Below are 13,285 nucleotides of genomic sequence, written 5' to 3'. Positions count from 1 at the left end.
GGTGCTCGCCGGGGCTCGCCGGTGCCCGCCGGTGCCCGCCGCCGCCCGTGCCGCGTGCGCCGCGGCATCCGCTCGCCGACTAGCCCGCCGGTGCTCGCCGGTGCCCGCCGGACCTGCCCCGACACTTCCGTGGCCAACTCAGGAGATCCCTGGGCGGCCGCAGTCTGCTCCGCACTGGTCTGCGGCCACGGCGGAGCGGTCCGCGCGGATCTCCTGAGTTGGCCCCATGCCAGGCACGGTCGGAGCCTCGCTACGTGCATAACTCCTGCCAATTCTCGGCGGTGGGCTGTTTCAGGGCTCTATTGGCCACATCCGGCAGAATGTGCGGGAGCTATGTACGCGGGTCGGTGGCTAACTCAGGAGAACCACGGCCAGTTGCGGTTCCCGCCCCCGGAATCAGGCGGTGGATGTTTGCGTGCGGCTTGGATCTCCTGAGTTAGCCCCATCCGGGCACGGAAGCAGCACTGCGGGGGCGGAAGATTCGAACCCCCGAGAGTTGATTGTCGAGTTCGTCGAGACTAATGCCCGCCCGCGTGCTGCAGCGCGATCTGGCGGAGAATGGGGGATTCGAACCCCCGAGGGCTCTCACCCAACACGCTTTCCAAGCGTGCGCCATAGGCCACTAGGCGAATTCTCCTGGCCGAACGTTCCCTCAAGGAACGACCTAGAGAATCTTACCTGTTTCCGGTGGCCTCCGTGCACACTCGCCCCGCCCGCCCGGTGCAGACCCGGTGCAGACTCGGAATCGACTTGGAATCGGCCCGTTTTTCGGCCTCGCCGGCTTTGCGTCTAAGCTAAGGGTCGGCTCCTCGCGTGGCGCCATCTCGGCCAACTCCCCCAGGACGGAAACGTAGCAAGGGTAACCGGGCTCTGGTGGGTGCGCGAGGAGTCTTTTTCATGCCCGCACGCGCCGGAAAAACAGCCACAGCCCAGCCACAGCCGCAGGCCGTTAGCAATGATAACGATTTCGCCTCATCTCGTAAGATGAAACGGCGCAGATAACGCCCCCGCCCCGATAGTGCCTGGAGGCACCATGGCTGAAATATTCGGTAAACCCTTTCTCTGGCCAGACCGGTCACCGCATCCGCTCAGCGCTGAAGCGCTCGCCAGCGTCGATGCCTGGTGGCGGGCCGCCAACTACCTGTCGGTAGGGCAGATCTACCTGCTCGACAACCCGTTTTTGCGTGAGCCGCTCACGCGGGACCACATCAAGCCGCGTCTGCTCGGCCATTGGGGAACCACCCCGGGGCTCAATTTTCTTTATGCCCACCTGAACCGCGCCATCCAGGAACGGTCGATCAGCACCCTCTACGTCACCGGCCCCGGCCACGGCGGCCCCGGGATGGTGGCCAACGCCTACCTCGACGGCACGTACTCCGAGATCTACTCCGGCGTCGACCAGAGCGAGCAGGGCGTCAAGGCCCTGTTCCGCCAGTTCTCGTTCCCCGGCGGCATCCCCAGCCACGCCTCGCCCGAGACGCCCGGCTCGATCCACGAGGGCGGCGAGCTCGGTTACGCGCTCAGCCACGCCTACGGCGCCGCGTTCGACAACCCCGACCTGCTGGTCGCCGCGGTCGTCGGCGACGGCGAGGCCGAGACCGGCCCGCTGGCCACCAGCTGGCACTCGAACAAGTTCATCGATCCGCTTCAGGATGGCGTCGTGCTGCCGATCCTGCACCTCAACGGGTACAAGATCGCCAACCCCACCGTGCTCGCCCGCATCCCGGAAGAGGAACTCCTCCACCTGATGCGCGGCTACGGCCACAAGCCCTACATCGTGGATGGCGGCTTCGACGGCGAGGATCCCCTTCTCGTTCACCAGCGCATGGCGCTCACCCTCGACGAGGTGCTCAACGAGATCGCCGCGATCAAGGCGCGCGCCCTCGCCGGCGACACCGAGCGTCCGCGCTGGCCGATGATCATCCTGCGCACGCCCAAGGGCTGGACCTGCCCGCCCGTCATCGACGGGGTGCAGGTCGTCGACTCCTGGCGTTCGCACCAGGTGCCCCTGAGCAACGCCCGCGACACCGAGGCTCACACCCGGCTGCTCGAAGAGTGGCTGGCCTCTTACCGGCCGGGCGAACTCTTCGACGCGAACGGCGCCCCCGCCGCAGAGATCTCGGCGCTGGCCCCCGCGGGCGACCTGCGGATGAGCGCGAACCCGGTCTCCAACGGTGGGCTGCTGCGCCGGGCGCTGAAGCTGCCCGACTTCCGGGAGTACGCGGTGGATGTCCCTTCCCCGGGCGCCACCACCGATGAGGCGACCAAGGTTCTCGGCACCTGGCTGGCCGACGTCATCCGTGACAACCCCGACAATTTCCGCATCTTCGGGCCCGACGAGACGGCCTCCAACCGCCTCGCCCCGGCCGTCTACGCGGCCACGGACAAGCAGTGGAACGCGGAATTCCACGAGGGTGACACGAACCTCGCCCGCGCCGGCCGCGTGATGGAGATGCTCAGCGAACACCAGTGCCAGGGCTGGCTGGAGGGCTACCTGCTCACCGGCCGTCACGGCCTGTTCAACTGCTACGAGGCCTTCATTCACATCGTCGACTCGATGTTCAACCAGCACGCGAAGTGGCTCAAGGTCACCCGCGAGATCCCGTGGCGCCGCTCAATCTCGAGCCTGAACTACCTGCTCAGCTCGCACGTCTGGCGCCAGGATCACAACGGGTTCTCGCATCAGGACCCCGGGTTCATCGACCACGTCGTCAACAAGAGTGCGGATGTCGTACGCGTCTACCTGCCGTTCGACGCCAACACGCTGCTCGCCACCTACAGCCACTGCCTGCGCAGTGTGGACTACGTCAACGTGGTCGTCGCCGGCAAGCAGCCCGCGCCGAACTGGCTCACCATGGACCAGGCCGTCGCGCACTGCAAGCGGGGTCTAGGCATCTTCGACTGGGCCGGAACCGAGACGTTCGGCACCTCACCCGACGTCGTGCTGGCCGCCGCCGGCGAGGTGCCCACCCTCGAGGTGCTGGCCGCGGCCGCCATCCTGCGGGAATGGCTGCCCGACCTGTCGGTGCGCGTTGTGAACGTCGTTGACCTGATGCGCCTGCAGTCCGAGGCGGACCACCCGCACGGCCTCAGCGACAACGAGTTCGACGCCATCTTCACGGCCGACAAGCCGATCGTGTTCGCCTACCACGGGTATCCGTGGCTGATCCATCGCCTGACCTACAAGCGCACCGGGCACGGTAACCTGCACGCCCGCGGCTACAAGGAGAACGGCACCACCACCACGCCGTTCGACATGGTCATGCTCAACGACCTCGACCGGTACCACCTGGTGATGGACGTCATCGACCGGGTTCCCGGACTCGGCGCCCGCGCCGCCCTGCTTCGCCAGGAGATGCAGGATGCCCGCCTTCGGGCCCGCAATTACACCCGCGACCACGGGGAAGACATCCCCGCCGTCACCGAATGGGTCTGGGACGCCGATGGCGTCGGCGTGACCCCCGACAATGCCGGTGTCTCCACCGGCGGAGATAACGTATAAACCGTGGCTGACAGTATCTACATCACCTCTGCCGAGGGAAATACCGGCAAATCCACCATCGCCCTGGGCGTGCTCGACACCCTGCTCCGTTCGGTGGAGCGCGTCGGTGTGTTCCGGCCCGTGGCTCGCTCGGCGCACCACCCCGACTACGTGCTCAAGCTGCTGCTCTCGCACCTGTCGAGTGCGTCTGCGCTCACCGTGCAGCCCCCGCTGACCTACGACGACTGCGTCGGCGTCACCTACGACGAGGTGCACCTCGACCCCGACGCGGCCCTCGGCCGCATCGTGCAGCGCTTCAAGGCCGTCGAGGCCCAGTGTGACGCGGTGGTCGTGATCGGCTCCGATTACACGGATGTCGGCAGTCCCACCGAGCTCGCCTTCAACCTGCGCATCGCCGCCAACCTGGGGGTGCCGGTGCTGCTGGTGCTCGGCGGGCGGGTCGGTCCCGGCCAGCGCGACACGCTCAGCCAGGGTGACCGGCAGCTCGGCCAGAGCGACCCGCGCACGGCCGAGGACATCCGCCAGTTGACCGACGTGACCCTGGCGGAACTGCGCGACGAGCACGTTTCACTGCTTGGCGTGATCGTCAACCGCGCCGATCCGACTCGGCTCGATGAGCTCATCGACGCCGTGCGGAGCGTCGTCGACGCCGACACGAAGCCCGGCAGCGGGCGCAACGCGGTGCCGGTCTGGGCGCTGCCCGAAGACCCGTTCCTCGTGGCCCCGAGCATGAAGAGCATCCTCAAGGCCACCGACGGCACGCTCGTCAAGGGTGACCCCGCGCTGCTGTCCCGGGAGGCGCTCGGCGTGGTCGTGGCGGCCATGTCGATGGTCAACGTGCTGCCGCGCCTGTTCGAGGGCGCCGTGGTTGTGGTTCCCAGCGACCGCCCGCAGGTGCTGCTGGCCGTTCTGATGGCGAACTCGTCCGCTACGTTCCCGTCGATCGCCGGCATCGTGCTGGTCGGCGGCTTCGCCCTGCCCGAGGAGATCGGGCGGCTCGTCGAGGGGCTCGACGCCTCGGTGCCGATCATCAGCACCGAGCTGAACTCCTATGACGCCGCGCTGCGCATCACACACACGCCCGGACGGATGGCCGCCGACTCGCAACGCAAGCGCGACACGGCGCTGGCGCTCTTCGAAGGCCACGTGGAGGCATCCGTGCTGCTCGACCGGCTCAAGGTGAGCCGCGCCGACGTGGTGACGCCGCTGATGTTCGAGTACATGCTGCTCGAACGCGCACGCACCAACCAAAAGCGCATCGTGCTGCCCGAAGGGGACGACGACCGCGTGCTGCGCGCCGCCGCGACCCTGCTGGCCCGCGATGTGGCCGACATCACGATTCTCGGTGAGGAGTTCGAGGTGCGCTCGCGTGCCATCGGCCTCGGCCTGGACATCGCCAAGGCGCAGGTTCTGAGCCCCTTCGACGACGTGCTGCGGCGCAAGTTCGCGGAGGCGTACGCGAAGCTGCGCGCCCACAAGGGCGTCACGGTCGAGCAGGCCATGGAACTCGTGACCGACGTGTCCTACTTCGGCACCATGATGGTGCAGCTCGGGCTGGCGGACGGCATGGTCTCCGGGGCGACGCACACCACGGCGCACACCATCCGGCCGAGCCTGCAGATCATCAAGACGCGTCCGGGAGTCTCGGTCGTGTCCAGCGTGTTCCTGATGGCGCTGGCCGACAAGGTGCTCGTCTACGGCGACTGCGCGGTGAACCCTGACCCCACCGCGGAGCAGCTCGCCGACATCGCCATCTCGGCGTCGGAGACGGCCGTCGAATTCGGTATCGAGCCGCGCATCGCCATGCTGAGCTACTCGACCGGCGAGTCCGGGCAGGGTGCCGACGTGGACAAGGTGCGGGCCGCCACCGCCCTCGTGCGGGAGCGTCGCCCCGACCTTCTGATCGAGGGTCCCATACAGTACGACGCGGCGGCGGATGCCGCCGTCGCCGCCACGAAGATGCCCGGTTCGGCTGTCGCCGGCCGCGCCACCGTCTTCATCTTCCCCGACCTGAATACGGGCAACAACACGTACAAGGCCGTGCAGCGGAGCGCCGGAGCAGTGGCCATCGGCCCCGTCCTCCAGGGCCTGCGCAAACCCATCAATGACCTTTCTCGAGGAGCACTAGTGCAGGACATCGTCAACACCGTAGCCATCACCGCGATCCAGGCCGCGACGCTCGCAGCGTCCGAGTCCGGCACCCCGGCAGCTTCGGCTTCCGGTGCGGCATCTTCCGCATCGGCCGCAGCGGCGGTGTCCGCATGACCGCCATCCTGGTCGTCAACTCCGGATCGTCGTCGTTCAAGTACCAGCTGATCGACATGGACACCGAAACGGAGCTCGCCAGCGGCCTGGTCGAGCGCATCGGCGAGCCGATCGGGCACTCACGGCACACCGCGGGAACGTCGAAGGGCGGCCGCACCGAGCGCGACCTGCCGATCATGGACCACACCGCCGGCTTCGCCGTGATGATCGAGGCCTTCGCCGAGCACGGCCCGAAGCTGTCCGAGACGAACCTGATCGCCGTCGGCCACCGCGTGGTGCAGGGCGGCAACCGGTTCTTCGAGCCGACCGAGATCACCCACCTGGTCGAGCTGAACATCGAGGACCTCTCCGAGATCGCTCCGCTGCACAACCCGGCCAACGTGCAGGGCATCCGTGCCGCCCGCGCCAGCTTCCCGAACGTGCCTCACGTCGCCGTGTTCGACACCGCGTTTCACCAGACGCTGCCGCCGGCCGCGTACACCTACGCGATCGACAGGGACATCGCGACGCGGTACCGCGTGCGCAAGTACGGCTTCCACGGCACCTCGCACAAGTTCGTCTCGGAGGCCGCGGCGGCCTACCTCGACCGGCCCCTGGCCGAGCTCAAGACGATCGTGCTGCACCTGGGAAACGGGGCATCCGTGTGTGCCGTCGACGGCGGCGAATCGATCGACACCTCCATGGGCATGACCCCGCTGCAGGGGCTCGCGATGGGCACCCGCTCGGGCGACATCGACCCGGCCGTGATCTTCCACCTGCGCCGCCGGGCCGGGATGACCACCGCCGAGCTCGACGACCTGCTCAACCGCCGCGGCGGCATGCTGGCCCTGGCCGGCAACGGCGATATGCGCGACGTGGAGGATGCCGCGGTCGCGGGCGACCCGGTCGCCCAGGCTGCCCTCGACGTGTACTTCCACCGCGTCAAAGGCTATGTCGGCAACTACTACGCGCAACTCGGAACCGTGGACGTCATCGTCTTCACCGCGGGCGTCGGTGAGAACTCGCCGATCGTGCGCGCGGGCGCCCTGGCCGGACTCGAGGGCATGGGGATCGAAATCGACCCCGTGCGCAACGAAGCCAAGTCCCGCACGCCGCGCGTGATCTCCACGGATAACTCCCGGGTAACCGTGCTCGTCATCCCGACGAACGAGGAGCTGGAGATCGCCCGGCAGACGCTGGGGACGATCAAGCGCACGCATCCTTCGGTGTAGGGGGTTCGCTGGTAGGGGTTTCGGCTCCTGTGTCTCGTTGATGCCTTTGTTGATGCTTTGTTGATGCTTTCGTTGATCGGCCGTTCCCGGGTTCCGGGGGCGGCCGATTGGCAGGTGGGGGTTCGGGGCGCTCGGGATGCGAGGTGCGGGGTGCTGTAGGACGTGACTTCGAAGTTTTTAGGCGACACGGGTCACCCCAGCGCCGTGGGCGGCGTGTTGCGAAATTCTCCGAGTTTAAAGTCGAGCCGGGTGCCGGGAGCCGGGAGCCGGAAGCCGGAAGCCGGGAGCCGGGTGCCGGGAGGGCAACACGCGGCCGGCGACGGATGTCCGCGCTCGCCGCGCCCGATTCCGATCCCGCGACCTCCGCCTCCTGCGCGGGTAGTATTTTCGCGTGAGCACACTCCTGAACTTGATCTGGCTCGTGCTGAGCGGGTTCTGGCTGTTCCTGGGCTACCTCGCCGCAGGCATTCTGCTCTGCGTGCTGATCGTTACGATCCCGTGGGGCATCGCGTCGTTCCGCATCGCCGCCTACGCGCTCTGGCCGTTCGGCCGCACCGTCGTGGCCAAACCCACCAGTGGAGCGTTCTCGTTCATCGGCAACGTGATCTGGGTGATCCTCGCGGGCTGGTGGCTGGCCCTGGCGCACATCGTCTCGGGAATCGCGCTCTGCCTCACCATCATCGGAATCCCCCTCGGCATCGCCGACTTCAAGATGGTGCCGGTCTCGCTCGCGCCCCTCGGCAAGCAAATCGTGAGCAATCGCCCCGGCGCGTTCGACCAGGCCGTCGCCCGCCGCGCCTGAGCTGCCGCGCCTGAGCCGCCGCGCCTGAGCCCCGCCCGCCCCACACCGCACTAGTCAGTGGCTCCGGCTACGATTGCTCTCGTGGTTACCGCCCTGTATCGCCGCTACCGGCCCGAGACTTTTGCCGAAATGATCGGTCAGTCTCAGGTGACCGATCCGCTGATGACGGCCCTGCGCACGAACCGGGTGAATCATGCCTATCTGTTCAGCGGGCCCCGAGGTTGCGGCAAGACGACATCCGCCCGTATTCTCGCGCGCTGCTTGAACTGCGCCGAGGGTCCCACCGACACGCCATGCGGGGTCTGCCCGAGCTGTGTGGAGCTGTCCCGCGACGGCGGCGGATCCCTCGACGTGGTCGAGATCGACGCGGCCAGCCACAACGGGGTCGACGATGCCCGGGACATCCGTGAGCGCGCGATCTTCGCTCCCGCCCGCGACCGATACAAGATCTTCATCCTGGACGAGGCGCACATGGTCACGCCGCAGGGCTTCAACGCGCTGCTGAAGATCGTCGAAGAGCCGCCCGAGCACGTCAAGTTCATCTTTGCGACAACGGAGCCCGAAAAGGTGATCGGCACCATCCGTTCGCGCACGCATCACTACCCGTTCCGGCTCGTGCCGCCCGGGCCGATGCTCGAATACGTGCAGCAGATGTGCGACACCGAGCAAATGACCGTCGCGCCGGGCGTGCTGCCACTCGTGGTGCGGGCCGGCGGCGGGTCGCCGCGCGACACCCTGTCGCTGCTCGATCAGCTGATGGCCGGATCCGACGGGCACTCCGTCGAATACGACCGCGCCGTGGCGCTGCTCGGCTACACGAACGCGTCGCTGCTCGACGAGTCCATCGACGCGATCGCCGACCGCGACCCGTCCGCCGCGTTCGACGCCGTCGACCGGGTCGTGCAGACCGGCCAGGACCCGCGCCGCTTCGTCGAAGACCTGCTCGAACGCCTGCGCGACCTCATCATCGTGGGCGCCACGAGTGCCGCCGCCGCTGCCGCCGTGCTGCGCGGCGTGCCGCAGGAGGAACTCGACCGCATGGCCGTGCAAGCCGCGAAGTTCGGCCCCGCCGAGCTCTCCCGCACCGCCGACGTGATCAACGCCGCCCTCACCGAGATGACCGGCGCGACCAGCCCCCGCCTGCAGCTCGAACTCATGATTGCCCGCGTGCTCATCCCCGCGAGCGACGATTCCACCCGCGGCGCGCTCGCCCGCGTCGAACGCCTCGAGCGCCGCATCGGGGTCGGTTCTGGTTCTGGTTCCGGTTCTGGTTCCGGTTCTGATCCCGGCGACAGCTCGGCGACGGATGCCCCAGCCACCAGCCCGGTCGGCTCGCCCCCGCGCGCGGCTGCGGTCTCGGCGACGCATGCCTCCGGCCGGCCCGCGGTCTCCGGCGGTGCGGCTGCTGCTTCTGCCGCCGCACCTGATGCAGCTGCGCCCGCGACCCAAGTCGCGGCCCCGCCCCGCCCTGTCGGACCCGTCACCCTGCAGCAGGTAAAGGACTCTTGGCCGCAGATCCTCGAGGCAGTCAAGGCCGCCAAGATCAGCGCCTGGCTCGTGCTCTACACGGCCCGCGCCATGGAACTGCGTGGCGGGGACCTGTTGGTGCTCTCCTTCCCGAGCCAGAACGACGTCGCCGGACTCAAGCAGTCGGCGGCCCCCGGGCAGGGCGTCGGCGACTATCTCAAGCGCGCCGTCAACGAGGTGCTCGGCTTCACGCCCCAGCTCACCGCCCGGGTCGACTCCCCGAGAACGGATGTCCCAGCCACCCCCAACGCATCCGCCCCCGCTCCGGCACCGGTCGCCCCGGTCTCCCCGGGGTCAGGTTTCGGCGTGCAGGACTCCACCGCGCCGAGCCCTGTCGCGCGGGCCGCAACCGTCAGCGGCTCGGCCGCAGCCGGGTCCGGAAGCGGCGACACCGGCTCCAGGACGACACCCAAATCCGCTGCTGCAACAACCGACGAGGCGTCGCCCGCCGACCCCGATCCGGCTGCTGCCGCCGACCCCGATCCGGCTGCTGCCGCCGACCCCGATCCGGCTGCTGCCGTGAACGCTTCAGCCGGTTCCGCCCCAGCCGGCGTTGGCAAGGTTGACGCCCCAGAAGCGCCTGCGGCATCGGCTGCCGGCCCCACGGTGACCAGCCCCACGGTGACCAGCCCCACGGCGGCCAGCCCGGCGGCGGCCAGCCCGGCAGTGGCCAGCCCGACAGTGCCCGAGTCGCCGGTGACCAGCCGCGCAACTGCCAGCCCGGCGGTCGCCGCGACCGGCTGGGCGACCGCTGCCATTCCGAGTCCCTCGGATGCCGGCACCGGCTGGGCCACGGTGGCCATCCCGGGGTCAGCCCCGGCTGCTGAAACCGCTGCTCCTGCGTCTGCGGCCTCCGCTGCGACCCCCGATGCCCCCGCGCACGCATCCGCCCCGCAGACCGCCCCGCGTTCCACGCCGAGCGCGCCGGCGCCCACGACGCTTCCCGCGTCCGGGCGAGACCCTGAGCCGCAGCCGCCCTACGACGACGAGCCCCCGTCCTACGACGAGGAATTCCCGCCGGACCTGCACCCGAACGGCGGCCAGCCCGGCCGCTACCAGGCGCCCGCCGCGCGTGCGGGATTGTCCGCAGCGGGAGCCCAGCACCAATCGGGAGCCCAGTCTCAGCCGGGAGCCCAGGCCCAGTCTCAGTCCCAGTCTCAGTCTCAGTCTCAGCCGGGAGTCCAGTCCCAGTCCCAGTCTCAGAACGGCGCCCAGAACGGCGTACCAAACGGCGCCCAGCCCGGAACCCCGGCGCGCACCCAGGTGCAGGCTCCGAACCGGGCGGGCGTCGAAGCATCCGTTGCCCGTCGCGGGCCCGCCTTTGCGGAGAAGCAGCGCTACGGCGAGTCGGTGGTGCGCGAAATCCTCGGCGCCACCTTCCTCGAAGAACAGCCGCACGATCCGGCATCCCGAACCAGAGGCGACTAAACCATGTACGAAGGCATTGTTCAGGAACTGATCGACGAGCTCGGCACGCTGCCCGGGATCGGGCCCAAGTCCGCGCAGAGGATTGCGTTCCACATCTTGCAGACCGAGCAGTTCGACGTGACCCGGCTCGCCAACGTGCTGCTCGAGGTGCGCGACAAGGTGAAGTTCTGCGACATCTGCGGCAACGTGTCCGAGCAGAAGACCTGCATGATCTGCCGCGACCCGCGCCGCAATCCCGCGATGATCTGCGTGGTGGAAGAGGCCAAGGACGTCGTCGCGATCGAGCGCACCCGCGAATTCAAGGGGCTCTACCACGTGCTCGGCGGGGCGATCAGCCCCATCGACGGCGTCGGACCGGACGACCTGCGCATCCGTCAGCTGATGCAGCGCCTTGCCGACAACACGGTGCAGGAGGTCATCATCGCCACCGACCCGAACCTCGAGGGGGAGGCGACCGCGACCTACCTGTCGCGCCTGCTGACCACCCTCGAGATCAAGGTCTCCCGGCTCGCGTCAGGGCTGCCGGTCGGCGGCGACCTCGAGTACGCCGACGAGGTGACTCTCGGGCGGGCCTTCGAGGGCCGCCGTACCGTCACGAACTAGCCCCCCGCGCCGCCTGCCCACTGCCGCAAGTGTTGCCGGAGCGGACAACTGTGCCCGGTGTGCCGGCAACAGTTGTCCGCTCGGGCAACAGTTGCCGCCAGGAGTGGCCAGGGGGACCGTATCCGCCACCGACCTCGCCGGACTGGACGGCCCGCCCGCCCGGACGACAGACGGGCCGGGGCGACGGATGCCGCGTGTCGCGAAATTCTCCGCAGTTACGGCGTTCTATTTCGCGCTGGCGGTCGCCCGCGGGTGCGCGGCTGGAGCAGCCGCCGCCGGCACCAGCGGCTTGTTCGCTTCGAGCACCGTGCGGTACGTGGGCAGGTGCGTGAACAGCCCGTCGGTGAGCGGGTTGCGGCGTCTCTTCACGATCGTGTAGATCTGGTAGACCACAACGGCGATGTTGGCCGCGAGGGCCACGGCGCTCACCCAGAACAGGGCGACCGGGTCGTGCGACGACTTCACTGCGAACTGCGAACTGCGAACTGCGAACTGCGAGCTCGACACGAAGGTCGGGAAGGCCATGGTGAACATCATCCAGAACGCCAGGGTCTGCGCGCGGTGCTGCAGCCAGGCGCCGCGCTTGATGAAGAAGGCGGGGATCGTGCGCGACACGAGTAGGGCCGCGCCGGCGTAGAACGAGTGGTCGCCGACCGCGTTGTAGACGTAGGCGAAGTTCCAGAGGTCATAGGCGATGATCCAGAACCACAGCATGTCCGGCCAGATCATGTCCTTCTTGGGGCCGCGGCTGATGATGATCCCGGCCCAGCCGCAGATCGTGAGCAGGTTCAGCAGCCCGGCGATACCGTTCATGATGTTCCACGGCCCGCCCACCATGAACACTCCGTCGACCATCCCGTTCAGCCCGTAGACCTGGAAGTCGCGAATCACGGCCTCGAAGATGTTGAGAGCCAGAATGAACGCGGGGAACATCAGCGCGTACCGGTTCTTGGCCAGACGCGGAATGAAACGGATGGCCATGAAGCCCAGGCATCCGGCAAGTGCCGAGTAGACCTTGACCCAGTGAAACCAGGTGCCCGTGCTGGACCCGGCGCCGGCGGTGGTGGGCCACACGAAGATCGTCAGCGCCACCGGCAGTGCAATAAACAGCGCCAGCGACGCCCATTTGCTCGACCGTGCGACCTCGTTGGCGATCATCAGCCCCGCGACGACCGCGACCCACATCAGGGTCGACGACCACGGGATGGCATCGAATAGGAACATATGCGAATACTTCTTTGTACTGGGTGAAAAAGTGATGCTAGAGAAAAGTCTTAGGCCGGCGCGTTGTGGTCGAGGTGGAGCGTCTGGCGCACAATCGCCACGAGCACATCGTCCGAGACCGTGGGCGTGGAACGTACAAGCCCGATCAGCCCGAACACCAGCACAGAGAACACCTCGGAGACGTTGTCGATCCGGATCTCGTGCCGCCGCGCGTAGGCCTCGACGGTCGTGACCTGCAGCCGGTCGACGACGGCCCTGACGGCCCGGTCGACGAACTCGTTGTAGAGCCCGGCGTACTCGGTGCGGCCGAGTTCCTCGCGGAAGAGGTCGGTGCGATGCAGGTGGTGACGGAACAGTGCGACGCACTCGACCAGCGCGCTGTCGATGTCGCCGGGGATGCGGGCGGCGTCCCAGAGGTTGAGGTCGGTCACGAACTCCGCGATGTGGTCCTCTCAGATGAGGTCGATGATCGCGTCCTTGTTCGGGAAGTAGTGGTAGATCAGGCCGCGGGTGACGCCGACCCGGGCGGCGATGTCGGTGATCTTCACGCGGGACACGCCGCGCTCGGCGACCAGTTCCCGGGTGGCGCGCAGAATGTCGTCCCGGCGCTCGTCCGGCTGCTTGCTCTGGCGCACCGGCACCGGCACCGGCACCGGCGCTTTCGACGTGAACTCGTCGGGCATCGGAGCTTCCTCGGCAACTGGGTCAAACCGCGTGGCGGGG

The 13,285-nt window shown here is 68.1% G+C and carries 9 protein-coding genes, 1 tRNA gene and 1 other RNA gene; 7 read left to right on the top strand and 4 right to left on the bottom strand.

Annotation, left to right across the window (positions count from 1 at the left end; all coding sequences use genetic code 11):
• Window positions 1-549 precede the first annotated feature (549 nt).
• Window positions 550-637: transfer RNA gene (locus tag E3O28_RS13350), tRNA-Ser, on the bottom strand.
• Between the two features lie 163 nt (window positions 638-800).
• Here E3O28_RS13350 and ffs point away from each other — a divergent pair.
• The 7 genes from ffs to recR all read left to right on the top strand — a co-directional run bounded on the left by ffs (window position 801) and on the right by recR (window position 11,338).
• An RNA gene (ffs, locus tag E3O28_RS13345) (signal recognition particle sRNA small type) lies at window positions 801-897 on the top strand.
• Window positions 898-1,033: 136 nt separating this feature from the next.
• Window positions 1,034-3,502: a phosphoketolase family protein gene (locus E3O28_RS13340; RefSeq protein ID WP_134416395.1), complete on the top strand. Its 2,469-nt coding sequence runs from the start codon at window positions 1,034-1,036 to the stop codon at window positions 3,500-3,502.
• A gap of 3 nt (window positions 3,503-3,505) precedes the next feature.
• Window positions 3,506-5,767, top strand: coding sequence for a phosphate acetyltransferase (pta, locus tag E3O28_RS13335; protein WP_104099833.1), 2,262 nt, complete (start codon window positions 3,506-3,508; stop codon window positions 5,765-5,767).
• Window positions 5,764-6,978 (top strand): acetate kinase, encoded by a 1,215-nt coding sequence (locus E3O28_RS13330; RefSeq protein WP_104099832.1) that lies wholly within the window; start codon window positions 5,764-5,766, stop codon window positions 6,976-6,978. The genes pta and E3O28_RS13330 overlap by 4 nt, the downstream gene beginning before the upstream one ends.
• A gap of 391 nt (window positions 6,979-7,369) precedes the next feature.
• Window positions 7,370-7,780, top strand: coding sequence for a YccF domain-containing protein (locus E3O28_RS13325; RefSeq protein WP_104099831.1), 411 nt, complete (start codon window positions 7,370-7,372; stop codon window positions 7,778-7,780).
• Between the two features lie 81 nt (window positions 7,781-7,861).
• Complete coding sequence (locus tag E3O28_RS13320) at window positions 7,862-10,735, top strand: DNA polymerase III subunit gamma and tau (protein WP_134416393.1); 2,874 nt, start codon at window positions 7,862-7,864, stop codon at window positions 10,733-10,735.
• 3 nt (window positions 10,736-10,738) lie between these two features.
• The gene (gene recR / locus E3O28_RS13315) at window positions 10,739-11,338 is read left to right on the top strand and encodes a recombination mediator RecR (RefSeq protein ID WP_104099829.1); all 600 of its coding nucleotides are present in this window, start codon (window positions 10,739-10,741) and stop codon (window positions 11,336-11,338) included.
• 225 nt (window positions 11,339-11,563) lie between these two features.
• Here the strand turns inward: recR and E3O28_RS13310 are convergent, their stop codons facing one another.
• From E3O28_RS13310 to E3O28_RS13300, 3 genes are read right to left on the bottom strand one after another with little or no spacing between them, the layout of a single operon-like run.
• Window positions 11,564-12,562 (bottom strand): DUF5692 family protein, encoded by a 999-nt coding sequence (locus E3O28_RS13310; RefSeq protein WP_134416391.1) that lies wholly within the window; start codon window positions 12,560-12,562, stop codon window positions 11,564-11,566.
• 50 nt (window positions 12,563-12,612) lie between these two features.
• Window positions 12,613-12,993: a hypothetical protein gene (locus tag E3O28_RS13305; RefSeq protein WP_134416389.1), complete on the bottom strand. Its 381-nt coding sequence runs from the start codon at window positions 12,991-12,993 to the stop codon at window positions 12,613-12,615.
• Window positions 12,994-13,014: 21 nt separating this feature from the next.
• Window positions 13,015-13,245, bottom strand: coding sequence for a helix-turn-helix domain-containing protein (locus E3O28_RS13300; protein ID WP_134416387.1), 231 nt, complete (start codon window positions 13,243-13,245; stop codon window positions 13,015-13,017).
• Between the last annotated feature and the right edge of the window lie 40 nt (window positions 13,246-13,285).

It is taken from the genome of Cryobacterium sp. TMT2-14 (assembly GCF_004402465.1).
In the GTDB taxonomy this organism is placed as follows: Bacteria; Actinomycetota; Actinomycetes; order Actinomycetales; family Microbacteriaceae; genus Cryobacterium; species Cryobacterium sandaracinum.
The sequence above is the reverse complement of the archived record's forward strand: the minus strand, read 5'-3'. Positions and strand labels throughout refer to the sequence as shown.

Bases quoted from the DNA above. Each gene is read 5' to 3' on its own strand.
- E3O28_RS13340 (WP_134416395.1), top strand. From the start codon at position 1,034: ATGGCTGAAATATTCGGTAAACCCTTTCTCTGGCCAGACCGGTCACCG.
- E3O28_RS13330 (WP_104099832.1), top strand. From the start codon at position 5,764: ATGACCGCCATCCTGGTCGTCAACTCCGGATCGTCGTCGTTCAAGTAC.
- recR (WP_104099829.1), top strand. From the start codon at position 10,739: ATGTACGAAGGCATTGTTCAGGAACTGATCGACGAGCTCGGCACGCTG.
- E3O28_RS13310 (WP_134416391.1), bottom strand. From the start codon at position 12,562: ATGTTCCTATTCGATGCCATCCCGTGGTCGTCGACCCTGATGTGGGTC.
- E3O28_RS13300 (WP_134416387.1), bottom strand. From the start codon at position 13,245: ATGCCCGACGAGTTCACGTCGAAAGCGCCGGTGCCGGTGCCGGTGCCG.